This is a genomic window from Acrocarpospora sp. B8E8 (assembly GCF_039871605.1).
Lineage (GTDB): Bacteria > Actinomycetota > Actinomycetes > Streptosporangiales > Streptosporangiaceae > Acrocarpospora > Acrocarpospora macrocephala.
In genome coordinates, this window is record NZ_JBDPLV010000004.1 from 176799 (window position 1) to 201686 (window position 24888).

Annotated in this window: 19 protein-coding genes; 10 read left to right on the top strand and 9 right to left on the bottom strand. The window is 68.3% G+C overall.

The genetic code is table 11. The features are described 5' to 3' along the window. Positions 1 to 55 precede the first annotated feature (55 nt). From ABGB08_RS06055 to ABGB08_RS06065, 3 genes are all read left to right on the top strand, one after another. The gene (locus ABGB08_RS06055; RefSeq protein ID WP_347587149.1) at positions 56 to 1027 is read left to right on the top strand and encodes a hypothetical protein; all 972 of its coding nucleotides are present in this window, start codon (positions 56 to 58) and stop codon (positions 1025 to 1027) included. 69 nt (positions 1028 to 1096) lie between these two features. Further along, positions 1097 to 1387 carry a Fe-S cluster assembly protein HesB gene (locus ABGB08_RS06060; RefSeq protein ID WP_347587151.1) on the top strand — a complete coding sequence of 97 codons (291 nt, stop codon included), beginning with the start codon at positions 1097 to 1099 and terminating at the stop codon, positions 1385 to 1387. A 112-nt stretch (positions 1388 to 1499) separates the two neighbouring features. Continuing rightward, the gene (locus ABGB08_RS06065; RefSeq protein WP_347587153.1) at positions 1500 to 4007 is read left to right on the top strand and encodes a hypothetical protein; all 2508 of its coding nucleotides are present in this window, start codon (positions 1500 to 1502) and stop codon (positions 4005 to 4007) included. Here the strand turns inward: ABGB08_RS06065 and ABGB08_RS06070 are convergent. Beyond that, positions 3991 to 4371: a hypothetical protein gene (locus tag ABGB08_RS06070; RefSeq protein ID WP_155358953.1), complete on the bottom strand. Its 381-nt coding sequence runs from the start codon at positions 4369 to 4371 to the stop codon at positions 3991 to 3993. The genes ABGB08_RS06065 and ABGB08_RS06070 overlap by 17 nt on opposite strands. 232 nt (positions 4372 to 4603) lie before the next feature. Here ABGB08_RS06070 and lhgO point away from each other — a divergent pair, with 232 nt between their 5' ends. The 3 genes from lhgO to ABGB08_RS06085 all read left to right on the top strand — a co-directional run bounded on the left by lhgO (position 4604) and on the right by ABGB08_RS06085 (position 7762). Next, positions 4604 to 5764: an L-2-hydroxyglutarate oxidase gene (lhgO, locus tag ABGB08_RS06075; protein WP_347587156.1), complete on the top strand. Its 1161-nt coding sequence runs from the start codon at positions 4604 to 4606 to the stop codon at positions 5762 to 5764. A 65-nt stretch (positions 5765 to 5829) separates the two neighbouring features. Further along, complete coding sequence (locus tag ABGB08_RS06080) at positions 5830 to 6540, top strand: response regulator transcription factor (protein WP_155358955.1); 711 nt, start codon at positions 5830 to 5832, stop codon at positions 6538 to 6540. 340 nt (positions 6541 to 6880) lie between these two features. Continuing rightward, positions 6881 to 7762, top strand: a complete 882-nt coding sequence (locus tag ABGB08_RS06085) for a hypothetical protein (protein ID WP_347587158.1) — start codon at positions 6881 to 6883, stop codon at positions 7760 to 7762. Between the two features lie 58 nt (positions 7763 to 7820). On the opposite strand, the gene ABGB08_RS06090 is transcribed toward ABGB08_RS06085, so the two are convergent. The 4 genes from ABGB08_RS06090 to ABGB08_RS06105 all read right to left on the bottom strand — a co-directional run bounded on the left by ABGB08_RS06090 (position 7821) and on the right by ABGB08_RS06105 (position 13781). Continuing rightward, complete coding sequence (locus ABGB08_RS06090; RefSeq protein WP_347587160.1) at positions 7821 to 9122, bottom strand: MFS transporter; 1302 nt, start codon at positions 9120 to 9122, stop codon at positions 7821 to 7823. A 197-nt stretch (positions 9123 to 9319) separates the two neighbouring features. Beyond that, positions 9320 to 9781, bottom strand: coding sequence for a MarR family transcriptional regulator (locus ABGB08_RS06095; RefSeq protein ID WP_347587162.1), 462 nt, complete (start codon positions 9779 to 9781; stop codon positions 9320 to 9322). Between the two features lie 260 nt (positions 9782 to 10041). Further along, on the bottom strand, positions 10042 to 12009 hold the full coding sequence (locus ABGB08_RS06100; protein ID WP_347587164.1) for an endo-1,4-beta-xylanase: 1968 nt from the start codon (positions 12007 to 12009) through the stop codon (positions 10042 to 10044). A 296-nt stretch (positions 12010 to 12305) separates the two neighbouring features. Beyond that, positions 12306 to 13781 (bottom strand): NCS2 family permease, encoded by a 1476-nt coding sequence (locus ABGB08_RS06105; RefSeq protein WP_347587166.1) that lies wholly within the window; start codon positions 13779 to 13781, stop codon positions 12306 to 12308. A 125-nt stretch (positions 13782 to 13906) separates the two neighbouring features. Between ABGB08_RS06105 and ABGB08_RS06110 the strand changes: the two genes are divergently transcribed. Beyond that, complete coding sequence (locus ABGB08_RS06110) at positions 13907 to 14137, top strand: DUF2530 domain-containing protein (protein ID WP_347587168.1); 231 nt, start codon at positions 13907 to 13909, stop codon at positions 14135 to 14137. A gap of 52 nt (positions 14138 to 14189) precedes the next feature. On the opposite strand, the gene ABGB08_RS06115 is transcribed toward ABGB08_RS06110, so the two are convergent. Both ABGB08_RS06115 and ABGB08_RS06120 read right to left on the bottom strand, forming a co-directional pair. Then, on the bottom strand, positions 14190 to 17738 hold the full coding sequence (locus tag ABGB08_RS06115) for a hypothetical protein (protein ID WP_347587170.1): 3549 nt from the start codon (positions 17736 to 17738) through the stop codon (positions 14190 to 14192). A gap of 124 nt (positions 17739 to 17862) precedes the next feature. Beyond that, positions 17863 to 18663 carry a DUF3027 domain-containing protein gene (locus ABGB08_RS06120; RefSeq protein WP_347587172.1) on the bottom strand — a complete coding sequence of 267 codons (801 nt, stop codon included), beginning with the start codon at positions 18661 to 18663 and terminating at the stop codon, positions 17863 to 17865. Positions 18664 to 18849: 186 nt separating this feature from the next. Between ABGB08_RS06120 and ABGB08_RS06125 the strand changes: the two genes are divergently transcribed. Beyond that, positions 18850 to 20157 carry an MFS transporter gene (locus ABGB08_RS06125; protein ID WP_347587174.1) on the top strand — a complete coding sequence of 436 codons (1308 nt, stop codon included), beginning with the start codon at positions 18850 to 18852 and terminating at the stop codon, positions 20155 to 20157. Here the strand turns inward: ABGB08_RS06125 and ABGB08_RS06130 are convergent. Continuing rightward, on the bottom strand, positions 20154 to 20552 hold the full coding sequence (locus tag ABGB08_RS06130) for a cold-shock protein (RefSeq protein WP_155349839.1): 399 nt from the start codon (positions 20550 to 20552) through the stop codon (positions 20154 to 20156). The two genes, ABGB08_RS06125 and ABGB08_RS06130, sit on opposite strands and share 4 nt — an antisense overlap. 320 nt (positions 20553 to 20872) lie before the next feature. Here ABGB08_RS06130 and ABGB08_RS06135 point away from each other — a divergent pair, with 320 nt between their 5' ends. Then, complete coding sequence (locus ABGB08_RS06135) at positions 20873 to 21493, top strand: helix-turn-helix domain-containing protein (protein ID WP_347587176.1); 621 nt, start codon at positions 20873 to 20875, stop codon at positions 21491 to 21493. Between the two features lies 1 nt (position 21494). Here the strand turns inward: ABGB08_RS06135 and ABGB08_RS06140 are convergent, their stop codons facing one another. Continuing rightward, the gene (locus tag ABGB08_RS06140; protein ID WP_347587178.1) at positions 21495 to 22340 is read right to left on the bottom strand and encodes a hypothetical protein; all 846 of its coding nucleotides are present in this window, start codon (positions 22338 to 22340) and stop codon (positions 21495 to 21497) included. Positions 22341 to 22423: 83 nt separating this feature from the next. Between ABGB08_RS06140 and ABGB08_RS06145 the strand changes: the two genes are divergently transcribed. Next, the gene (locus ABGB08_RS06145) at positions 22424 to 24778 is read left to right on the top strand and encodes a helicase C-terminal domain-containing protein (RefSeq protein ID WP_347587180.1); all 2355 of its coding nucleotides are present in this window, start codon (positions 22424 to 22426) and stop codon (positions 24776 to 24778) included. The last annotated feature ends 110 nt before the right edge of the window (positions 24779 to 24888 follow it).

The following is a 24888-nucleotide window of genomic DNA, read 5'->3' on the forward strand; positions in this document are numbered from 1 at the left end:
CAGGCGAGCGCTCGTGGGCACTATCAGCAATGATTGCCGCATGGGGGGAGTGAGGGTGAAAGTCATCGGGCTGGTGATGCTGGTGGTCGGGGTGGTGACGGCGACGCCCGCCTGGGCGGACGATACCGAGCGGGTCCTGTTCAAGTTTCGGGACAAGCGGATCACCGAGTCGAGCGGGCTCGCGCTCTCGCCGACGCATCCGGACATCATCTACACCCACAACGACAGTGACGCGGGGGCGCAGTTCTTCGCTGTGGGCATGGACGGGCGGACCCGGGCGACGTTCACGCTGGCCGGGGCGGAGGCTCGGGACTGGGAGGCGATGGCCGCGTCGAAGGACCCGGAGACCGGCCGTGGGGTGCTGTGGTTCGCCGACATCGGCGACAATTTGGAAGGCGCATGGCCGGATATTTCCGTTTATAAGGTGATCGAGCCTCAGCGGATGAGGGATGCCACGTTGCAGGCCGTGCGGTACCGGTTTCGGTACGCGGATGGGGGCCGGAACGCCGAAGGGCTCATGGTTCATCCCAAGACGGGGCGCCTTTACGTGGTCAGCAAGGAGTTCGTGGGGTCGATCTACCAAGCCCCGAAGGTTCTCCGTACCGATCGGACCAACGTGCTGCGCCGCGTTGGCGAGGCGCCGATCATGGCCACGGATGCCGCGTACGCCCCTGACGGCGCGACCTTCGTTATTCGTACCTATTTTTCCGCATCTATCTACAAAGCTCCGGACAAACTGGTGTCCAGAGTTTCCATGCCCGCCCTCGCGCAGTCGGAGTCGGTGACGTACACGCGGGACGGATCGGCCCTGCTCACCGGGTCGGAAGGGATCGGCAGCCCGGTCTACGAGGTCCCGCTCCCGGCCAAGGTCGCCGCGTCGCCATCCCCGGCCCAGCCTGCCGTGGCGAAGCCCGCCGCGGCCGCCGAGTCCAGCGGTGTGCCCATCTCCATGGTGGCGTTGTGGGTCGGTGTCGCCCTCGGCGCGATGGCGATTATCGGAATCATCGCCCGCTGGGCGGTTCGCTGAGCCGGATGTGTGAACTCGCTAGTCGGGGGCAAGGTGGGACGAAACACCCGACCAGAACGAGGAGTCATCGTGCTCACACTGACGGACAACGCCGTACAGGTGATCCGTGATCTCACCGCGCAGTCGACGGATTCGGCGGACACGGGCATTCGCATCGCTGGCCAGGCCGACGAGCCGGGAGCCCTGCTGCTCTCGGTGGCGGACGCCCCGGCGGTCACCGACCAGGTGATCGACGTCGAGGGCGCCCGGGTCTTCCTGGACGCCGAGGCCGCCGATGTCCTGGACGACAAATCCCTGGACGCCGCCATCGACGAGCAGGGCGGGGTCTCCTTCAGGATCGAGCGCCAGAGCTACCTCTGACGCCGACGCCACGGATCCCGGCTTCTCATGCGGGCCGGGATCCTGGCTACTTATCAGTAACTGAGTACATATACGCATGTGCTCGCGCGGGCGGGACGGCATTGTTTCGGGCATGAACTCCGGTGGTCCCCTTCCGTGCCCGGACTGCGGTCAGCAGCTGACCGGGTCCCACGCCTCCTGTCCGGCCTGCGGGCTGCCCCTCGTCGGACCGGCGGCGACCGAGCTGTGGCAGCTCGATCTGGCGCTGGCCGATCTGCGCGCCCGGGAGGGCCACCTCCTGGCCCGGCGCGAGGTGCTGCTCAGGACGCTGCGCGCAAGTCGCGACAAGGTTCCGGCAATGGCGGGAGCAGTCCCGAGCGGGGGTCCCAACCAAGCACCGATCTTGGGGCGTCCGCCTGTTCCGCCGCAGCGTCCGACGGATATGTCCGGCAAGGCCGTGCAGAATCTGCTGCTGGGTTTGGGTGGGTTGTTGCTGGTTGTGGCGGCGGTCGTGTTCACCGTCGTGAGCTGGGGATATCTCGGGATCGGTGGGCGGGCGGCGGTTCTGCTGGGGTTCACGGCGCTGACGCTGGCGACGCCGCTGTTCCTGCTGCGCCGGGGGTTGAGCGCGACGGCCGAGACCATGGCGCTGCTCGGGTTCGCGCTGATGCTGCTCGACGGCTACGCCGCCTGGCAGGTCGAATTGGCCGGACTTGATCGCATCCAGCCGCTGACGTACACCGGCGTCTTGATCGCCGTTGTGTGCGCGCTCTTCGCCCTGTACGGCCTGCTCGTGCACGTGGTCGTCGGCGAGCGGATCCACACGCTCAAACTGGCCGTTCCGGTGGCGATCGGGTTCGGACAGCTGGCCCTGCCGGTCCTCAGCATCGACCGGGACGCCCTGTGGATCACCACCGCGCTGGTCGCCACCGCCGGGATCGACCTGCTGCTCTGGCACCGGCTCAAGCGCGGCACCGCCATCGTCTGCTTCTGGATCACCTGGACGATCGGCTCAGCCGTGGGCGTGCTGCTGACCATCCGGGAAGTCGACCTCCAGGGCGGGTTCGCCCTCTCCGGCGTGCTGGTCGCGGCTGCCGCCATCGCGCTGTTCCAGGCCTCGCGTGGCCGATGGACGATCCCGCTCGCGGGCGGAGCCGCCATCACGCTGGCGGCGGCGCTGGCGTATCCGATCCGGCTGTCCGTCGATGCAAGCTGGTGGCCTGTTCCGACCCCTGTCGCCGCGTTCGCCGTCGCCGGGATCGCCCTGCTTGTCCGGCCCACGATCGGGCGCGAGATCGGCAGAATCGCGGCGGTCGCCGCCGGTGGCTTCGGTCTGCTGGTCGCTTCGCCCGTGCTGGTTCCGGTCACGGTCGCGCTGATCGGGCCTTTCTCCCCAGACCACTGGGAACCACGTACGCCCTGGGATGGACCTCGCACGCTGGGCGCACGCGACGAACTCGGGCTGAATCTGGTCACGCTCACCGTCCCCGCCGTGATCGTGCTGGCCACCGTGGCGATCGCCCTGGCGGTGTGCGCGCTGGTGGTCCGCCAGAAGAACGCGGCGATCATGTCCGCGGTCGCGGTGACCGCCGTCATGCTGGTCGTGCTGCCGGTCGCGTTCAATCTGCCGTTCGGGGTTCTGGTCGCCGTACAGCTGCTGGTCACGGCCTTGCTCGGAGCCGGGGTGGCGTTCGGGGGGCGGTCACGGGAGCTGGCTTTCGCCGTGCTCGCGGTTGGCATGGTCGCCGAGGTCGCGGCGTGGGCCCTGGTCTCCAAGACGGCGACCCTGGTCGCGGCGGCTGTCCTGGCCGTCGTCGCCGCTGGGGTGGCGTGGCGGGCGAGCCTGCCTGCCGTACGGGCTGGGGCTGCCGGGGTGGCGACGGCGCTGGCCGGGGGCGAGGCCGTCGCGGTGTGGCTGGCGGCCGGGCAGAGTGCGCGGTATGTGACGTTCGTTCTGATCGCGGTCGCGGGACTGGCCGCCGTCGCCGCCTGGCTGCTGCGGGACGTCGGGGTGGAGATCGCCGGATACGCGCTCACCTTGATCGCGTTCGGCTACGTCGTGGACCCGCGCATGCTCAGCGTCGCGCTGGCCCTGGCGGGCGTCATCGCGGTTGGTACGGCCCTGCGCCCCGACCGGCACAACCTTGGTTATGTCGGCACAGTGCTCCTGCTGCTCGCCTCCTGGACCCGCCTCTACGCCGAGAACGTGGAGGTCGTCGAGGCGTACACCGTGCCTGTCGCAGTAGTCCTGCTCGCCTTCGGCTGGTGGCGCGCCCGAACGGCGTCCTCCTGGATCGCCTACGGCAGCGGCCTCACGTTCGCGCTGCTCCCGAGCCTCTGGGATCTCTACACCGAGCCGAACAACTGGATCAGAGCACTCGCGCTGGGCGTGGCCTCACTGCTCGTGCTGCTGGCCGGGGCGCGGTGGCGGCTGCAGGCGCCCGCGCTGCTCGGGGGGCTCACGCTGGCCATGGTGGCGGTGCACGAGCTGGCGCCGTGGGTGTCCGACCTGGTGCTGAGCGTGCCGCGCTGGGTGCCGGTGGCGGTCGGCGGGCTGCTGCTGCTCCTGGTGGGCGCGACGTACGAGGCGCGGATGCGGGACGTCCGGCGGTTCGGCTCGCTGATCAAGGGCCTGCGCTAGGGCGCATCCGCTCCACGAAACGTTCGCCGCGCAGGGCACGTTCCACCACGGCGATCGACTCCGCGAGGGAGACCAATCGGGGGCCTTCCTGGCGGTAGACCTCCAGCACGGCCTCCACGACGTGGGGCGGCAGGTGGTCCTTGAGGTCGACGGCGGCGCCGCGGTATCCGGCGCGGGCCGCCTCGATCTCGGCCCGGACGTGATGGTGCGCCATCCGGGCCAGCGCGAGCGGATGCCGGCGAAGCACCCCATAGGCGCGGTAGTCGGGCGGCACGGCGTCCAGCAGCCAGGTGACGGCGGAGCTCTCCCAGTCCGGGCTGCCGGGCGGGCGCACCTCGGACGGCCATTCCGGAGGTACGTACATGCCCCCATCATACCGAACACAAGTTCGATGCTAAGTGGACCTATTGCTATGGGTATGTCCGCGCTAACTTTCGGGGTGATGACCGGTTTCATGGGATCTCGCGTCACAATGGTGCGGTTCTACCCTTGAAGGGCGGGGATTCGGCTCCGCCCTGGGCACGAGACGATCGCGGACGCGCTGCGCCGGCTTCGCGATGAGGGGCACATCGACGCGGCGAAGGTAGGCGGCTGACATGAGGATCGGGGTTGTCGGGGCGGGCATCCTGGGGTTGGCGGTGGCCCGCGAGCTGACCGCCAGGGGGGCCGAGGTCACCGTGCTCGATAAGGAGGATCAGGTCGGCGCGCACCAGACCGGGCATAACAGCGGGGTCGTGCACGCGGGCATCTACTACCAGCCGGGCTCGCTGAAGGCGCGCCTCTGCCGGGACGGGGTCGCCTTACTGCGGGAATACTGCGCGGAACACAAGCTTCCCTACGAGGAGGTCGGGAAGCTCGTCATCGCCTCGAACCGGAGCGAACTCGCTGGAATGCAGCGGATCGCCGCCCGGGCCGGGGAGAATCGCGTGCCCGGCATCGCCGTCCTCGACGCGCTCGGCCTGCGCGAGATCGAGCCGCACGCGGTCGGCGTCGGCGCGGTGTACTCCCCGCACACCGCGATCGCCGACTTCCCCGCCATCGCGCGCAGCCTGGCCGCTTCCCTGGATGTACGGCTCGGGCTGCCGGTCCGGGCGATCAGGGAGACGGCGTCCGGGGTGGAGGTGCTGGCCGGGCGGACGCGGTTCGCTTTCGACCGGCTCGTCTCCTGTGCCGGGCTTGGTACGGATCGGGTAGCCGCGATGGCCGGGCAGCCGGGGGAAGTACGGATCATTCCGTTCCGGGGGGAGTATCTGCGTTTGACGGCTGCGGCGAAGGGGCTGGTCAGAGGGCTGATTTATCCGGTTCCTGATCCGCGGTATCCGTTCCTTGGCGTCCATCTGACCAAGCGGATCGACGGTGAGGTGCTGGTCGGGCCGAACGCGGTGATGGCGCTCGCGCTGGAGGGATATTCCTGGTCGAAGGTGTCGCTCAAGGATCTGCGGGGAATCGCGGCTTGGCCTGGCACGCGGCGCATGGCCGTACAACACTGGCGAACCGGGCTCCGGGAGGTGTACGGCTCGCTGGCCAAGCGCACCTTCCTCAAGGCGGCGCGGCGCTACGTGCCGTCCTTGACAAAGGAGGATCTGGCCAGAACCGAGGGCGGCGTCCGGGCCCAAGCCGTGGCCAGGGACGGTTCGCTCCTGGACGACTTCGCCATCGACACCCACGGCCCGATCGTGCTCGTCCGCAACGCGCCATCCCCCGCCGCGACATCCAGCCTCGCCATCGCCCGCCACATCGTGGATGCGATCTTTTGACAGCGGCTTTAAGGCAAACTTCGTAAGGTTCCGAGCATCCGTACATGTCGCCTCAAGAAGCTGCCATGGTGTCTGAATCCCCTTCTTCCGCTGAAGCCCGGCTGTTGGTCGTCGAGGATGAGCCGAACATCCTGGAACTCTTGGGCGCCAGCCTCAGGTTCGCGGGCTTCGAGGTGCATTCCGCGTCCAGCGGCGGCGCGGCCGTCACAGCCGCCCGCCGCCACCGCCCCGACCTGATCGTGCTCGATGTGATGTTGCCGGATGTGGATGGCTTCGAGGTGGTACGGCGGTTGCGTGGCAGCGGCACGTACACCCCGGTGGTCTTTCTCACCGCCCGCGACGCCACCGAAGACAAGATCCGCGGCCTGACGCTGGGCGGCGACGACTACGTCACGAAGCCGTTCAGCCTCGAAGAGGTCGTCGCCCGCATCCGCGCCGTCCTCCGCCGCACCTCAGGCGACCCCTTCGCCGCCCCGCCCCGCCTGTCCTTCGCCGACATCGAACTGGACGAGGAATCCCACGAAGTCTGGCGCGACGGTACCGCGGTCTCCCTCTCCCCCACGGAGTTCAAACTCCTCCGCTACTTCATGTCCAACACTGGCCGCGTCCTCTCGAAAGCCCAAATCCTCGACCACGTCTGGGACTACGACTTCCGCGGCGACGCCGGAATCGTCGAGTCATACGTCTCGGTCCTCCGCCGCAAAATCGACAACCGAACCTCCCCTCGCCTAATCCACACCCTCCGAGGCGTCGGCTACGTCATGCGCTCTACCTGAGGTGGATCCCCCACCCACCCAGCCCGTTGTTTTCCCTCGGGCTCCGCTCGCCCCCGCCAACACCGTTGCGGCCTCAGAGCGGCAGTGCCACCCACCCTTGTTCCCTCGGGCTCCGCCCTGCCCCGCTATCTCGTGGCTTCCGGACAACAGCGACAACGCATGGGCTCTCATCCACCCCTTTTGGCTTGTCTGGCTTCGGTTTCCGTCGGCGGCGGCGGGATAAACGAGCGGCACCCTATGTTTATATAACATCGCTTTATATAGAGCATAGAGACCCTCTACACCTTGGAAAAGATTAAAACTGGCATACTCCAGTTACCCATTCGGTAATCTTCTACTCATGATTAGCCCCCCCCACGAAGGTCTCGCCGGCATCGCCACACTTGACCCTGGCCGAACCGCGGACGCCCTACGTGCCCTCTTCAAACTTCCCATTCCAGCAACCGGAAATGCGCGCGTCATCTCCGGCAATCTAACCGAATGCGTACCAACCGAGTACCGCGCCGACGCCGCCCTGCTTTATGGCGACAAAGCCAACCCATTCGGCGTCATCGTCGAGGTCCAGCTCCGGCGCGACGATCACAAGCGCATGAGCTGGCCCGCCTACATCACCAACCTCCGTGCCCGCGACAAATGCCGCGCCTGCCTGGTGGTCATCTGCCGCGACCGCGCCACCGCGAGATGGGCCTCCCAGCCCATCAAAGTCGGCCACCCCAACTGGGATCTGGTCCCGATGGTGATCGGCCCCGACAACTCACCCGTATACACCGAAGTCGCCGACGCTATCGGCAACCTCGGCCTCGCCGCCATCGCCGCCATAACCCACAACAAACACCCCCAGATCAACAAGATCCTCGCAACATTGGCAGCTGCTCTGGCCTCCCTGGGGGGCGATTCCAGCGCCGAAGGCTACGCTAAGTATGTCCTGGTGTCTCTGACGGGCAACGCCCAACAAGAAATGGAGAGGCTCATGACCGCCGAAACCTACCCATACCAGAGCAGGTTGATCGAGCGCCTCCTAGCCGAGGGCAAGGCCGTGGGCAAGGCCGAGGGTGTGCTGGAGAAAGAAGCGGGGATCCTGCTGATGGTGCTGGAAACCCGGGGGATCGAACTCTCCGAAGACGACCGCGAGCGCATCACCGCCTGCAAAGACGAGACGATCCTCGACTCCTGGGTCAAACGCGCCCTGTTCGCCGAGTCGGCCGAAGACGTTTTCTCCTGACACTTTCAACTGGGGTGGTGTCTGATGGGACGCCACCCGGGTCGGGGATGTTACTGGGTCAGGGCGAGGAGGGCTCGGTCGTTGTAGTCGGAAAGGGCTTGGTTTTCGCGTCAGGGGTGATCTTTCGGCGGAATACGCGCTTGGCGGAGCGGATGGGGAGGATGTGTTCGGTCAAGCCCTGGCGTTTGGCGACCAGGCGGGTGACCAGGAGGGCCAGGGCCACGCCGAGGAGGCTGAGGGTGCCGGTGGCCAGGATGGCGATCCGGGGGCCGGCCAGTTCGGAGAGCCAGCCGACCAAGGGGGCGCCGATGGGGGCGCCGCCGGTGAAGACCAGGATGTAGATTCCCATGACCCGGCCGCGCATAGCGTGGGTTGCGCCCATTTGCACGGTGGCGTTGGCGGTCGTGTTCACGGTGATCATGGCCATACCGGCGGGGATCAGCAGGATCAGGAACGTGAGGTAGCCGGGGGCCAGGGCTGCCATCATCTGGAATATCCCGAAGAAGGCCGCACCCAGCAGCAGGAATCGGCGGCTTGGCTTGATTCGCCGCGCTGCCAGCAACGCGCCGCCCAGCGCCCCCACCGCCAGCGCGCTTGACGCGATTCCGAAAGCCGACGAGCCCGCGTTATAGACGTTGGTCGCCATCAATGCGATAGCCGTCGAGAAACTCTGCGCGAAGACCGCCACGAACGCCACGATCAGGATCGGCAACAGCAGCTCAGGCCGTCTGCCGACATAGCGCAGCCCTTCCCGGAGCTGCCCCTTCGCCCGGGGCACCCGCTCCGGCGTCCGGAGTTCGCTCTTGCGCATGAGCAGCAGGCCGGCGATCACCGCCCCGAACGACACCGCGTTCACCATGAAGATCGGGCCAGTGCCCAGCACGGCGATCAGCACACCCGCCAGCGCGGGCCCCACGACCCGGGCCAGGTTGAACGTGGAGCTGTTCAGCGCGATCGCGTTCGAAAGATCGTCGCGCCCGACCATCTCCACCACGAACGCCTGCCGGGTCGGCACCTCCACACAGGCCAGCAACCCCAGCATGAACGCCATAACGAACACATGCCACACCTGTACGGCACCGCTCACGATGAGCACACCCATCGCCAGCGCCAGCAACCCCATCAGCGAGTCGGCGACCACCAGCAACCGCCGCTTCGGATAGCGGTCGGCCAGCACGCCGCCCCACAACCCGAACAACAGCATCGGCAAGAACTGCAGCGCCACGGTAATGCCAAGCGCCGCCCCACTTCCCCCGGTCAAGCTCAACACAAGCCAGTCCTGGGCGGTCCGCTGCATCCAGGTCCCCACATTGGACACCACACCCCCGACCGCGAACAGCCGGTAGTTGTAGCTCCGCAACGACCTGAACATTCCCCCGTGAACCGCTGCCTTCCCAACCGGATCGGACACCACCTCATCGGCAACAGCCTCAGACGCCGACGCAAACGGCACCTCATCAGCGGCCGGGCCAGCGTCGGCGGGTGGGGCCGAGTGCGAACGACCCGAAAGGCGGGTGGGTGGGACAACCCCCTCAATAGCTGGAGCCCCGGGAGTGGTTAGGTTGTGGAGAGTTTTTCCAGGATGGGGGCGGCTGCTCGGAGGGTTGCTCGTTCCTCGGGGGTGAGGTCCTTGAGGCGTTGGGCCAGCCAGGCTTCCTTGAGGCGGCGTTCCTCCTTCAGCAGGGCGATGCCCGCTGGGGTGACGGTGATCGAGACCTGGCGGCGGTCCGTTGAGTGCGGGGTGCGGGCCAGTAGGCCCCGTTCCTCCAGGTTGGCGATCACGCGGGTCATCGAGGGAGGTTGCACCTTCTCGTGCTCGGCCAGTTCGCCAGGCGTCATCGCGGTGTGGCGTTCTACAGCGGCCAGGGTCGCGAGCTGGGTGGGGGTCAGCGAGTGGCCCGTGCCCTGTTTGCGCAGGCGCCGGTTCAGGCGGGCGAGGGACACGCGGAGCGCGGACGCCAGACCTGCGTCGCTGCGGAGGTTCGCAGCCGACTCTGTCTTCTGGGGATTCGTTAGCATAAGTCATTACCTCTGCTAACTATATACGACATCGTGATATTCCTCCATGGCGAGGCCTCGCTTGCTCCCATACCTTCCCGTACGGAAGGCCAAAGATACGACGAGGACGCGACCCACGGAGCCGCGCCCTCGGCGTGGAACCGATGCTCTTGGCCGTCACCGTCTCCCCACTCTGGCGAATACCTCTAGTGAAGGTGGGAACGGGGTCGTGGCTGGTGTGCCACGACCCCGTTCAGTTCGCGATCTTCAGTTCAGGTGTTTCACGGCGAGGTGCAGGTGTAGCCGGAGGGCAGCGCGGTGTTGCCGTTGGGACGACTCACCTGGAAGCCGAACTCGCCGAAGGCGCCCGCGGCCAGGTTGCCGTTGAAGCCGACATTCCTGGCCGTCACGGTCTGGCCGCTGACGGTCAGCACGGTGTTCCACGAACCGGTGATCGTGTGCCCGGCCGGGAGGGTGAAGGTCACCGTCCAGCCGTTGATCGCCGAGCTGCCCGCCGTCACCCGAGCCGGCTGGATCACGTAGCCGGTCTGCCACTGTGTCTGCACGGTGCCGGTCGCGGTGCAGGCCCCGCCGGTACCGCCACCGGTGGTGGTAAAGGTGACCAGTGCGGAGTTTCCGGACAGGTTGCCCGCGCCGTCACGCGCCCGGACGTAGACCTGGTACTGGGTGTTGGCGGTCAGCCCGGTGAGCGTGATCGAGTTGGTCGTCGGCGAACCCAGTTGCGGGTCGGTCGCACCCTGCTCCCGATAGACGTTGTAGCCGGCCAGGCCAGAACCACCGGTGTCGGTGGATGCCGTCCACGTCAGGGTCGCGCCCGACGCGGTGACATTGGAGGCGGTAGGCGTACCAGGTGTGGACGGCGGAGTCGTGTCGGTGCCCCCGCCGCCGGTCGTGGTAAACGTCACCAGCTGGGAGTTGCCCGACAGGTTGCCCGCGCCGTCACGCGCCCGGACGTAGACCTGGTACTGGGTGTTGGCCGTCAACCCGGTCAGCGTGAACGAGTTCGTCGTCGGCGAACCAAGCAGCGGATCGGTCGCGCCCTGCTCGCGGTACACGTTGTAACCCGCCAGACCAGAACCGCCGGTGTCCGTGGACGCGCCCCACGAGAGTGTCGCGCCCGAGGAGGTGACGTTGGAGGCGGTAGGCGTACCCGGAGTGCTGGGCGGGGTCGTGTCGCCGCCTCCGCCGCCGTCGAGCGCGTTGTGCACCGCTGTGTACGCGGGTTTGATCGCGTAGTTGTTGTCGTAGATCAGCGCGAAGCCCTCGCCGCTGAAGGTGTCCGGCACCCACGAGTACTTGTCGGTGAAGCCCCAGATCGTCACGCCGGCGCAGGCGGTGACTGCGTTGCAGGCGTTGATGACGTTCGTGTAGTACTGGGCCTGCGTGGTGTCCTTGGCCGCGGTACGCGGGGTCTGCATGCGGACGTCCAGCTCGGTGACCCTGACCTGGACGCCGAGGTTGGCGAAGCGCTGCATGTTCTGCTGGATGTCGTTCGGGAAGCCGAACTGGATGGCCAGGTGCCCCTGGAAGCCGACACAGTCGACGGGCACGTTCTGCGCGCGCAGCGACTGCACCAGGTTGAACATGGCGGTGCTCTTGGCGTTGATGCCTTCGACGTTGTAGTCGTTGATGCACAGGCGCGCGTTCGGGTCGGCGGCGCGGGCGGCGCGGAACGCGTCGGCGATGTAGCTCTGGCCCAGCGTGTTGAACCAGAACGACTGCCGGAAGGTCCCGTCCTCGTTGAAGGCCTCGTTCACGACGTCCCAGGAGACCACGGTCGCGTTGTTCGCGTACCGGCCGACGACCGTGGCGATGTGCTCGTTCATGGCGGCACGCATGTTGGTGGCGCTCAAACCCTGCACCCAGCCGGGCGTCTGGCTGTGCCACACCAGCGTGTGCCCATGCACCTGCTGGTTGTTCTGGGTGGCAAAGTTGACGATCTGGTCAGCCCCGGTGAAGGTGTACTGGTTGTCGTTCGGCTCGGTCGACTCCCACTTCATGGCATTCTCGGCCGTGATCTGGTTGAACTCCGTGGACGCGATGTTCCGATAAGCCGTCTCGTTGGCGAGCGGACTGGTGGCGATCGCGGCGCCGATGAACTTGCCCCGTTCTTCGGCATGCCCACGTAGAGTCCCGTCCGCGTGGGCGGGTGTGGCGATAAGAACGCTTGCCGCAGCCGACGCCACCGCGCAGACCACCGCGAGAGATCGCCATTTCGAGGAAGGCACAGGATCTCCTTTTTCCGAAAGTTTTCGATAGCTTTCGTGTTGTCCACGGAGGCTAGAATTCCCCGGAAGAGGGGTCAATCTCCTGGCCAGAACAAGGAAAGCGCGGAGTCCTGACCCCATAAAATATCGGCCGACCTCTGAAACTTTCAGTTACCCGACCGCAACACCGGTGTAGCGGTCCTGGCTCGCGAGCCGGTCAGCGCCTGAGGCGACCCTGCCCAAATAAAACCCGGTTGACGATGACCGGCAGGAGCACGCGAAAGAATCCCCACCGGATTGCCGGTGGGGATTCTTTGTCAGCCGATGTTGAAGAGGATCTTCAGCGGGCCGAGCGCGAAATAGATCACGAACAGGGCCGTGACGACCCAGAGCAGCGGGTGGATCTCGCGCGACTTGCCCTTGACGGCCTTGATCAGGACGTACGCGATGAAGCCCGCGCCGATGCCGTTCGCGATGGAGTACGTGAAGGGCATCAGGACAATCGTGAGGAACGCCGGGATGGCGATCTCGTAGTCGGTGAAGTCGATCTCCCGGATCGAAGTCATCATCAGGAAGCCGACGACGACCAGCGCGGGGGCCGCGGCCTCGTAGGGGACCACCGCGACGAGCGGGGCCAGGAACATCGTCAGCAGGAAGAGGATGCCGGTGACCACGCTGGCCAGACCGGTACGAGCGCCTTCACCGACGCCCGCGGCCGATTCGATGTAGGTGGTGTTGGAGGAGACGGAACCGGCGCCTCCGGCCGCGGCGGCGACGGAGTCCACCAGCAGGATCTCGCGGGTCTTGGGCAGGGTGCCGTCCTGCTGGATCAGGTCGGCCTGCTTGCCGACGCCGACGATGGTGCCCATCGTGTCGAAGAAGTCGGTGATCAGCAGGGTGAAGACGAGCAGGATCGCCAGCACGACGGAGATCTTGGAGAACGCGCCGAACAGGCTGAACTGGCCGAGCAGGCCGAGGCTCGGGATGTCGACGATGTCGCCGAGGGACGGGAGGGCGGGCACGTTCAGGCCCCAGCCCTGCGGGTTCGGCTGGCCGTTGACCAGGGACGGGCCCGCGTCGGCGAACAGCTCGACGATGATCGCGAAGATGGTGGTGGCGACGATGCCGATCAGGATCGCGCCCCTCATCTTGCGGGCCACCAGCACCGCGGTGGTGAGCAGGCCGACCACGAAGACCAGGATCGGCCAGCTGGTCAGAGCGCCACCGATGCCCAGCTCGATCGGGGGCGCCGGAGCGGCCGTCTTGCGCACGAAACCCGCGTCCACGAAGCCGATCAACGCGATGAACAGGCCGATGCCGACCGAGATGGCCGTCTTCAGGCTGCTGGGGATGGCGTGGAAGACGGCTGTCCTGAATCCGGTCAGGACCAGCAGCAGGATGATCAGACCTTCCAGGACGACCAGGCCCATCGCGTCTTCCCACGACATCTGGGTGGCGATGCCGTACGTCACGAAGGCGTTCAGGCCAAGACCGGCCGCGAGCGCGAACGGGACATTGGCCACGAGGCCCATCAGGATGGTCAGCAGTCCGGCCACGAAAGCGGTGGCCACCGCGACCAGCGGGATGTTCGGGGCGCTGCCGTCGCCGAGGAACTGGCCGTCCGCGTCCTTGACGGTGCCGATGATGATCGGGTTCAGGACGACGATGTAGGCCATCGTGAAGAACGTGGCGAGACCGCCGCGCACTTCGGTTCCGACCGTTGAGCCACGGTCGGAGATCTTGAAGTACTTATCGAGAAAACTGGCACTTTGGGGGGTTTGGGTGACACTCACGGGCGCAGAGTGACACCCAATACCAGCTGCGAAAAGACCCAGGAGACCGAAGTGATTCTTTCGTGATCGATTCGTGTACGGCTTGCGCTCATCCACCCGTTGACCTGGTCGCTTAGGCTGATCGAATGAAGCCGCCACGCAAACCGGACCCGGAGCCGCTCCAGACCAACGACAGCGCCACCATCCTCGCCGGCATCGGTCTCTGGGCGATCGCCCTCGTGGTTCTCCTCATCATCCGCCCAGCTCAGAGCTGGTGGATCTGGACCTGCGTGGCTGGCATGGGCATGGGTGGCTTCGGACTCATCTACGTGTACCGCCGCGATCAGCGAGAGCGATCACGCGATACCGCGAAGTAGCAACGCGACAAACCCGAGCCCACTCTCGCCGATCACCCAAACCGGCCGGATATCAGCTGTCCAGATCGGCCTCGGCCAGGAGTAGCGGGACGCGTTCGGGGTCGCGGAGGAGGGCTGCGACGGCTAGGCGGTCGCCCCATTGGCCGGAGGCCCAGGCGAGGCCGCGCGCGAGGCCTTCGACGCTGGAGGCGTGGACTTTGCCGTCGAAGAAGCGCCAGGGGATCGGTCTGCCGTCGACGAGGAGTTCTTCGTGGGCGATGTAGGTGGCGGGGGCGGTGGGGAGGAGGGTGTGGACTTGAGGGGGGACCGGGCGTTCTGTGCCGGTGGAGGTGACGTCGCCGGTGACGATCTCGCCTACCAGGGGGAGGTCGAGGACTTCGGAGAGGGCTTCGGCCAGGTCGAAGGGGGCCAGGATCAGGGGGCGGTCGGCCACCAGGGCCAGGAGGTCGGGGGCTTCGACGATGACGGGCTCACCTGCCGGGGCGTCGGGGCCGGGGACGGAGTCACCCGCTCGGGAGCCGGACGTGGCATCGCCCGCTCGAGGGCCGGCTGCGTCTCGGGAGCGGGGAGCCGCTTCATCCGCTTGGGAGCCGGGGGTGGGCTCGGCTGGGGGCGAGATGAGGACGTGGCCATCTTCCGCGTCGGTGACGACGATCGTGCCGTTGAGGATGGAGCGGACGGCTGACGGCGGGCGGACGCGGGAGGGGTCCACTCCGGCGATGGCCATCCAGAGGGCGCGTAGCTGGGGGCGGTCGAGTTCGATGGCGGGGTCGGCCATGAGGTCGAGGAGTTCTTCCGGGCCGCCGTGCGAAGCCAGCAGCTCCGGCAGGGTGGAACGGACGCCGATCATGGTCAGCGCGGTTTCGTCCACGTCTGCTGGAGCGTCGGCGTACAGGCCGAACAGGAGCGGGTCGCCGGACGGGAGGCGCAGGGAGGTCGGGGGTTTGCCGTCCAGGACCGGATTCCGGGAGAGCCACCAGGCCGTGTACGAGGGGACTTCGACGACCTCGCCCGCGACCAGGACGCGGAGCGGGAGGAGCGCGGCGCGCAGGGGCGGCCGGGACAGCAGGGCGAGGGCGGCGCGCCAGTCGGCGACATACTCCAGGTCGCGGATGGCGGTGAACTCGCGGGCCACGGGCGGCACGTCGAATTCGGGGAGCAGGTCGAGGACCGCGTCGAGCCACTCGTCCTCGCGGTCGAGGTCGTGGTCGCATTCGTCCGGGTCGAGCAGGACGTCGGAGTCGTTGACGACGGCGAACCCGTCGAGCACGCCCGCCGCGGCGAGCACCCGGGAGCCGTATTTCTCGACCAGGTCGGGGGCGGCGAAAGGCGCTTCCAGGTCGATGAGCTTGGCCAGGTCGCCGCCTTCCAGCAGCAGCTCACCGGCGGTGTAGACAGCGCCGTCCGCGCCGCGAAGCGCGAGTTCGGCCAGCCAGGGCGCCTCCCCGGCCGACAATCCGGCCGCGTCCACGAGCGCGAGCACGGCCTGCGCGACCGGCTCGGGATCCGCGCTTCCGGCCGATTCGGTCACGGCCGCGTGCGTGATCGGGTCCTCCAGGACGGTACGGGGAGTGGCCTCACCCGCACCCAAGCGAAGCAACAATTGGTGCGCCGCATCCGGATGCACGATCCGCAACCCCAGCGGAGCCAGCGCGGCCGGATCGAGCCCGCCTTCGGTCAGCAGCAGCGTGCCTCGCGCCCCCCGGACCAGGCGCCCATCGGCCAGCGGCACCGCGATCGCCCCGATCGCCTCCGGATCGTCAGCGGGCAGCACCTCATACAGCGACCGCCACCAGGAGGGATCCCGATCGGCCACCTCGTCCCCCGACAACATGTCGACGACGTCGGCCAACTCCACCCGCCGCACACCCAGCGTGGTCAACGCCGGATGCCGCGACGACCACCCCGCAGGCAACAGCCCCGGCACCATGTCCGCGACCTTCTCCAGAAACTCCCCAGCCCCGGCAACCGCCCGAGCCTCCCGCCCAGCAACAACAAACGACCCACCGGGCGAGCCATCGCCGGAGACGCTGGGCGAGGCAGGGCTTGACGCACTCCGCCCACCGAGCGCCTCATCGCCGGAGGCGCTGGGCGAGGCAAGGGTTGGCGCGCTGGCTCCGTCACGCGGCCCACCGGACGACCCGTCTCGCGGCTCGCCGGACGCGCTGAGCGACAGCGACCCATCCGTCTCTGCGACAAGCTGGGACATTCGCTGATATGCATCACTTCCGACAGGAAGATCCGTGGCCCAGCGACGATTCAACGTGGTCCGGAACTGATCCTCGCCATCTGGATCCGTGGGAGCGGACAGCGCGGGTAGCAGCGGTGCCCCGGGCAGGAGCCCGACGATCTCCCGGCGGATGGCCGCGTCGAGTTCTCCCTTGCCCAGCATGCCGGGCACCAGGTCCAGCAGCCGGGGGGTGCGCGGCAGTTGCCGAAGCAGCAGCACATACAGTTCGGCGGCCCGGCGGATGAGGAAGTCGGTCAGCGGGCCGGTCGCCACATGCCGCCGGTCGGTCGCCAGCGGGAACGTGGCGATCAACAAGGCGGGCAGGTCTAGCGCTTCCTCACTCGGTGTGGGCGCATGGATAACGGCCGGAACGTCCCTCGGCAAAGGCCGAGGCTCACCAGCCGAACCCGATTCGCGATCAACAGCCAAGCCGCCCGTCGACAGCCACCCGGATGCGGCCGAGCCATGACCAGCGGCGGAACCCCCAAGCCCTCCTTCCGGCGCCGACTCCTCTGGGCCGGGAAGACCTGAGTCCGACGCCCCCGGGATCTGAACGACCGGGACGGCCCAGCGGACCTGCCAGAACGGGCGGGCGCGTTCCTCGGTGGGGCGGTCGGCGTAGAGTTCGGCGATCTGTTCGGGGGTGAAGGAGCCGGTGGCGGTGATGACGTGCCAGCCGTCGCCGGTGACCGTGCGGACCTCGCCGTCGAGTTCGATCTCGATGACGGAGAGGGCGGGCATCACGAGCGGGAGGGCCGGGCTGGTCTCCTCCAGCATTTGGCGGACGGCCTGTTCGGCGACCTTGTCGCGGAGCGGGAGCCGTACCAGAGTCTCGAAGCCGTCGGGGACGGGCGCGGGGTCCATCGGGAACGGGAGGCGCAGGAGCGGGACATGTCCGGCGCGGTCGGTCAGTTCGGTGCTGAGAGTGGGCTGGGCGGCGACCAGGGCACTGGTTTCCTCGCGGGACCAGCGGACTCCGCCGGTGGAGCGGGAGAACACCGACGGGGAGTCACAAACCGAGACGACAGCGGCGAAACCCACACCGAAACGGCCAGCCGCGCCGATCTCATCGCGTTTCGCCGAAACCCGCAGGGTGGACAGGCCCTCGACCCCGGCCGCGTCCAGCGGAGCGCCGGTGTTGACCGCTTCCAGGACACCATCGCGCAAGGACAGCCGCAGCCGCCCGGGAACCCCCGCGCGCAGGGCGGCGTCGGCCGCGTTCTGCGCGAGTTCGACGATCAGCCGGTCACGATACCCGCCGAGCGCGAAGTCCTCTTCGGCGTTGGCATCCTCCCGGAATCGGGCAGGAGAGGCAGCCCAGGCGGCGAGAACGGTCTCGCGCAGGCGCGTGGTGCCGAAGAAGTCGTTCATTTCACGCTCTCGGGAGGGGGCTGACACAGCGAACGTAGGTTAGCGCCCCGGCCCGACATTCCTCGCCTCAGCCAAGATCTTCGTCAAGGTCACTTCATCTCAACGCTACCCATCAGAGGAAACGTCAGGCGTCCGGTTCGTCCGGGGTTTTGGGGGCCTCGGCGTTTTCGTCGGCGGGCATTGGGTCGTAGCCGAGGTCGTCGAGGATGGGCTGGGCCTGATCAGGGGTCATAGAGGGGACTGTCGTCGCCTCCGAGTGAGCCCCGCAACCGTGATCGGCGGCGACGACGCGGCCGTCATCAGGCGCGTACTCATTGGCGCAGACCCCGAACCCGAGCCGGAGCGCACCCGCCAGCGGCCAGTAGAACCCGCACGTCGAGCACTGCGCGGGCGCGGCGGCGGCGAGTGGCGTGTCGGGGCCGGGGTCGCCGTTGTGCCAGCGCTGGACGGCCAGGTCACGCCCTATGGCGGAGAGGACCCGAGCCCGGCCCAGACCGTACTCAAAAATCATCTGGTGGTCGGTGTCGTCGTCGGTTTCGGTGAAACCGGGGGCCAGCCGGTCGTCGTCGGCCTCGGCGGGGAGCAGATCGCCCACGCCCAGGTCGCCGGGGCGGAGCCGTTGGTTCCACGGCACCCAGGTCGGCGCGAGCAACGCGCCGCTGCCGGGCAGCAGCACCGTCTCACTTATCGTGACATTTCGGGCACGCGACGCGCGCGCGACGGTGATCGCCCAGCGCCAGCCCTGGTAGGCCCGATCCAGACAGGCGAAATAATGGGTGACGACCCGGTCGCCCTCGCTGTCGAAGCCCAGATGTTCGCCCACCTCGCCGGGCCTGGCGATCTCCTCAGCGCCCAGCCTGGCCAGGTCGACGGCGGCGGCGCAGGCCTGGTCGGCTGCCGAGCTTCTGATCCGGGTGCGACTCACACTTTATTTTCACCCACGCCAGGAGCGGACAGCACCCGACTCGGTCAGTAAGACTGGATTTTCGAACGTACGGGGAAGGGAGCGCCACCTGTGGCGGGTGTTTGGGAGCGAGTTCGGCGCGCAGGTCGGGGGACCGCCCGCGCGAGCCGTACCGCCGCGGGGGCGACGGCCCGAGCGGGAAAGTCGGTGGCCAGGACCGGACGGCGGGTCGGGCAGGCGACCCGGCGGCTGACCTACGCGCAAGGCGCGGGACGCACCGGTCTGGGAAGATTGATCGAGCTGACGGCGGCGCACAGCGCCGGGGACGCGTTCATCACCGTTTCCCTGGCGGGAGCGCTGTTCTTCGGCCTGCCGGTCGGCCAGGCGCGCGGCCAGGTGGCCCTCTACTTGCTCATCACGATGGTCCCGTTCACGGTGGTCGCCCCTTTTGTCGGCCCAGTTCTCGACCGATTCCGGTCCGGACGCCGCTATGTCATGGCAGGCACCCTCTTCGCCAGAGGCCTCCTCTGCTGGGGCATGGCCTCATCGGTCGTGTACGGCGACACGCTGTCCCTCTTCCCCGCCGCCCTCGCCGTCCTCGTCCTGTCCAAGGCCTACAACGTCTCCCGCGCCGCGATCATGCCGAGCGTGCTCCCCGCCGACATCACACTGGTCACCGCCAACGCCAGAGTCGCCCTGTTCGCCCTGGTCGCGGCCGGCGGCGCGGCGGGCACCGCGGCGGGGCTGACCGCCTGGATCGGCGCGGAATGGGTGCTGCGCGGCGCGATGGCGCTGTTCCTGGTCTGCGGCGTCGTCGCGGTACGGCTCCCGCGCCACGTCGACTCCCCCGAACAGGACGAGGACACCCCCGCCCCGCACTGGCGCACCTGGTTCAACGTCGGCCCGGTCGTCGGCGAGGCCATGCGGGCCAACGCCGCGATCCGCGTGCAAGCCGGATTCCTGGTGTTCTTCCTGCTCTTCCTGGTCCAGGACAAGCATCTGCCCGGCCTCGCGCCCGAGATCACGATCGGCCTGCTGGCCGCCGCCGCGGGCGGGGGCGGCCTGATGGGCGCGGCCGTCGCCTCCTGGGCCAAGTCACGCTCCCCGCAGCTGATCGTGCTGGCCACGCTCGCGCTGACCACGATCACCACGATCGTGGCCGCCTTCTACTTCACCCTGTGGACGGCCGTCGCCGTCGCCCTGGTCGGCGCGTTCGCGCAGGGCCTGGGCAAGCTCGCCCTGGACGCCATCGTGCAGCGCGAGATCGGCGAGGAGGTGCTCTCCTCCACCTTCGGCGTGGTCGAGGCGCTGCTCCAGATCGCCTGGGTGTTCGGCGGCCTGATCGGGCTGATGTTGTCGCTGTTCGTCCACGGCCCCGCCGGTTTCACGGTGATGGCGGTGGTGCTGGGGCTCTCGCTCGGCTGGCTGATCGCGAGCAGGCGCAGGCGGCTCCGCGCCAAGCCGGTACGGCTCCCCGCACCAACGGACACGAAGCCGCTGACCAATCCGTTCTAACCGTCGATGTCGTCCGCGACGGCCCGCAGCACGCTCGCGACCTTCTTGGCGTGCACCGGGTCGGGCTGCTTGCCCTTCTGGTAGGACGTCGAGATGTCGTCCAGCAGCTTGATCAGGTCTTCGACGATGACGACCATCTCGTCCGGCTTCTTGCGCTTGCCCTTCGGCCGGGCGGTTTTGGCGAGCGTCGGCGGCTGCTCCAGGACCCGTACGGACAGGGCCTGCTGCCCGCGGCGGCCCTCCGCCACGCCGAACTCGACCTTCTGTCCTGGCTTGAGGACATCCACGCCTTTGGGCAACGCGGATGAATGCACGAAGACCTCACCGCCGTCGTCGCGGGTGAGGAAACCGAAACCTTTGGTCTCGTCGTACCACTTGACCTTGCCGCTGGGCACAGGAGTGACCTCGTTCAGACTGTCGTGAAAGGAATGGATGTAGGTTATGCCCACTGAGGCGGCATGGGACCGCCGGAACGCCTGGAAATTACGCCCGAATCGCCGTCGACGCGGCGGTCTGGCGGGTCGCCACGGCGCCGGCCGCGGCGGCCCGGTCTCGCCTCGTGGACGACGTTTCCGGTGGAGTGCACCCGTACAGGATGCCAAAACGGATACGTCTACGGGTAACCGGTTTATCCGCGAAAGCAGCCACTTATCAATGGGGCTACGGCGGAAACATTGACCGTCTACGCTGGGTGGCGGAGGTAGGCGGCATTCCCATGAGCAGATCCACGCGCGAGCGGATCATCGATGAGGCCCTGCGGCTGTTCGCCGAGCGGGGCTACGCGGCCACGTCCGTGGCCGAGATCGAGGCCGCCTCGGGTCTGTCGCCCGGCGCCGGCGGGCTCTACCGGCACTTCAAGTCCAAGTACGAGGTGCTCGCCGCCGCCATGAACGAGCACGCCACCAGGACCAGGCAGCAGATCGCCGAGGCGCTCGCCGAGGTGCACGCGGCCGGCCCGACCGTCGCGGTCGAGGAGCGCCTGGCCGAACTGTGCCGGTCAGGACTGGCCAAGGTCCGCGAGGAGAGCGAGCTGACCCGGGTCTTCTTCCGCGATCTGAGCCAGTTCCCCGAGCTGGTGGGCGTGGTCCGCGAGGGCCTGCTGCAGCCGATGTTCGATTCGATCACGACCTGGTTCGAGGCGCAGCCGGAATACCGGGAGGCCGGCCTGGACTGGTCCGGGATCGGCGCGGTCCTGGGCGGCGCCGTGGTCCACTACCGCCTCTTCGAGGAGACCGTGGGGGAACCACCCGGCCGCGCGGACAGGGACAGGTTCGTGGCTTCTTGGGTACGGCTCGCGCTCGGCCTGCTGCCCCAACCCGCGGCCGCGGCCGTCTGAGCTACCGAGTCACCCGGAGCGTGCGGGACGGCGGCGGTGGAGGTGGGTCGAACAAGCGGTAGATCAGCCAGGTCACCCCGGCCGCCGTGCCGATGATGAACATGACCCCGCTGACGCCGTGGAACTCGACGAGGAACCTGGCGAGATCGCCCTGGAAACGGACCAGGGCGAGCGCGCCGCCGCCGAACAGATAGGCGGCGACCGGCGCGGACAGGCCGATCAGCCGGTCGCCGAACACCCAGCCCTCGCTGGCCAGCACGACCACCGCGCCCACCGCCCAGATCAGCCCCGACACCGGGAAGATCGCCACGGTCGGCAGGCGGAACGGGACGAGCAGGGCGGCGAACACGAAAAGCCCGAGCCCGACCGTCTCCCTGCGGTTGTTGGCGAAGATCGACCAGGCGTCCCTGCCGTCGGTGGCCATCGGGTTCCCGCCCGCCATCGCGGCGTCGCGAATCCGGCTGAACGCGGACGGCTTGCGCCCGCCCCTGTCGGCCAGGTGCCGGCGCGCCTCCTGCCGGTAGTGCATGACCCCGGGCGGCGTGGGCGTCGAGCGGCGTCGGGGCGGCTCGGCGTCGTCCACGGGGAACACCCGGGTCTGCGGAGGTTCGCCGGATTGCCCGGCTAATCGGCGTGCTTCGCGGTCGACCAGCTGTTCCGGGGTGCCGAATCTGGCCAGGATCCTGGCCACGGCCTTGGCATCCTCGCTGCCGGCGCGCTCCTCGTCCACCCGCTCGCGAACCCGGCGGACGAAGTCGAGCCGCTGTTCTGGCCGCATCCGGCCGTGGGCCGCGTCCGCGACCTTGCTGACGAACTCCAGGACGAGCTGGTCGGCGCGCTCGATCACGCACGCCAGTCTGCCCCAGCGCCCGGAAGTACGCGACTGTTGCCCGCGAAATCATGTCGGTCGCAGCTCATACGATGGAAGTAATGAGCGAGACGTTCACTGAGTGGCTGCGCAGCCGAACCGACGAGCAGCTGCGCGACCTCGCCATGTCCCGCCCTGAACTGATCACCCCGGTCCCCGCCCATGTGACCGGTCTGGCCTCCCGCGCGGGAACCCCGTCGGCGTTGGGCCGCGCGCTGGACCGGCTCGACCGTTTCACTCTCGCGGTGGCCGAGACCCTGGCGCTCAGCCCGGGCCCGCTGCCCGATCTCCGCGCCCAGCTGCTCCGGTGTGGTACTGCGTCCGCCAGTGAGGTCGACCAAGCCCTAGATAGGGCCCTGGAGCGCCTGAGAACCATGGCCCTGGTCCACGGGTCGGACACGACATTGCGGCTCGCCCCTGGCGTTACAGCGGCTCTGGACCCTCCTGCCGGGCTCGGCCCCCCGGTCGCCGACGTCTTCCGGCACCACGCCCCGGAGGCCGTCGAGGTCATATTGGACGACATTTCCACTCCGGGCAGGGGCGCACCCCGCGATCGGCTGGCGAAGCTGTTCGCCGATCCCGCCAACGTGCGGCGGCTATTGGGCGAAATTTCACCACAAGCCAGGGCAGCGCTCGACGAGCTCGCCTGGGGACCGTCCAGCGGGCGGGTGCCGAACGCGCGCCGGGAGGTCCGGGTGGCCGGCGCCCAGTCGCCGATCGAGGAGTTGCTGGCGCGCGGCCTGCTCGGCGCCACCGGCGAGGAGAGCGTGGCGCTGCCGCGCGAGGTCGGGCTGGTGCTGCGCGACGGCTGCCTGCACCGTGACCTGTCCCCGGTTCCGCCGTCGCTCGACGGCATCCCCCGCGACCAGGACCGCGCCGACCGTACGGCGGCGGGGCAGGCGTTCGGCTTCGTGCGCTCGGTCGAGGAACTGTGCGAGTTGTGGAGCGTGGAGGCTCCTGGGGTGTTGCGGACGGGCGGTCTGGCCGTACGGGATCTGAAAAGGACCGCGCAGTCGCTGGACGTGCCCGAATGGGCGGCGGCGTTCATCGTGGAGATCACGCACGCGGCCGGGTTGATCGCCTCGGGCGGGTCGGTCGACGGCGAGTGGCTGCCGACGTCCGCCTACGACACCTGGCGGGTCCGGACGACCGAGGATCGCTGGGGAACGCTGGCCGCGGCCTGGCTGACCTCGGACCGGGCGCCGGGGCTCGCGGGAGGCCGCGACGAGAAGGATCGCCTGCTGAACGCCCTCCACCCCGATCTGCGCAGGTCGGCCGCCGCCGAGGTGCGGGGAAAGACGCTCGCGGTCCTCGTCTCGGCCGAGCCCGGCCTGGCTCCCTCGGCCGAGTCGGTGCTGGATCGCCTGGCCTGGGAACAACCCCGCCGCCGTGGCGGCTACCGTACCGAATTCACCGAGTTCACCCTGCGCGAGGCCGAGCTCATCGGCGTGACCGGGCTCGGTGCGATGTCCGCGCACGGACGGGCGCTGCTTGACGGCGGTCGAACCGAGGCGGCCGCCGCGCTGGCCCCGCTCCTCCCGGAACCCGTCGACCGGGTGCTGCTCCAAGCCGACCTCACCGCCGTCGCGCCCGGCCCGCTCACCAGCGAGCTCGGCCGCTGGCTGGCCCTCGCCGCCGACATCGAGTCCAAGGGCGGCGCGACCGTCTACCGGTTCTCGGAAAGCTCGGTCCGCCGTGTCCTGGACGCCGGGCAGTCCGCCGGAGAGTTCCTTGCCATGCTGGAACGCCACTCCGCGACCCCCGTGCCGCAGCCCCTCACCTATCTCGTCGGCGACGTGGCCCGCCGCCACGGCCGCCTCAGGGTCGGGACGGCGTCGGCGTACATCCGTTGTGACGACCCCGCCGTCCTGGAAGAGGTTCTCGCCGACCGCCGCTCCAACGCGCTGCGGCTGCGCCGCCTGGCCCCCACCGTGGTGGCCTCCAAGACCTCCCGGGCGACCCTGATCGACTCGCTCCGCGCCATGGGTTACGCGCCCGTCGCCGAATCTCTGGACGGCGACGTCGTGATCTCCCGCCCCAACGCCCGCAGGACCGAGAGCCCGCCGGCCCGCGCCGTCAACGGCTTCCACGGCCCCGAACCCGAAGTCGTCGCCGCGGCCATCCGCGCCATCCGGGCCGGGGACGCCGCCCATCTGTCCCGCCTCGAACCCCGCGGCGAACCCGACGGCGCCCTTCCCCGCTCCCCCGCCACCGCGACCATCACCGCCCTTCAGGAGGCCATCCGCCAGGGCACCCGCGTCTGGATCGGCTACCTCGACTCGCAGGGCCAGGCGACCAGCCGGATCCTCGAACCCGCACGGATGGAGGGCGGCTATCTCACCGCGTACGACGAGACCCGCGCCGCCATCCACCGCTTCGCGTTGCATCGCATCACCGGTGTGGCGGACGTGAATTAATTCCGTTGTCGGCGGGTGATTCGTCAGGCAGAGTCATTACCAATCCGCGAGAACTTTCCGCGTCATGTCAGGAAAGACGACTTCTCCGGAAATGGCGCTATTCCATGATC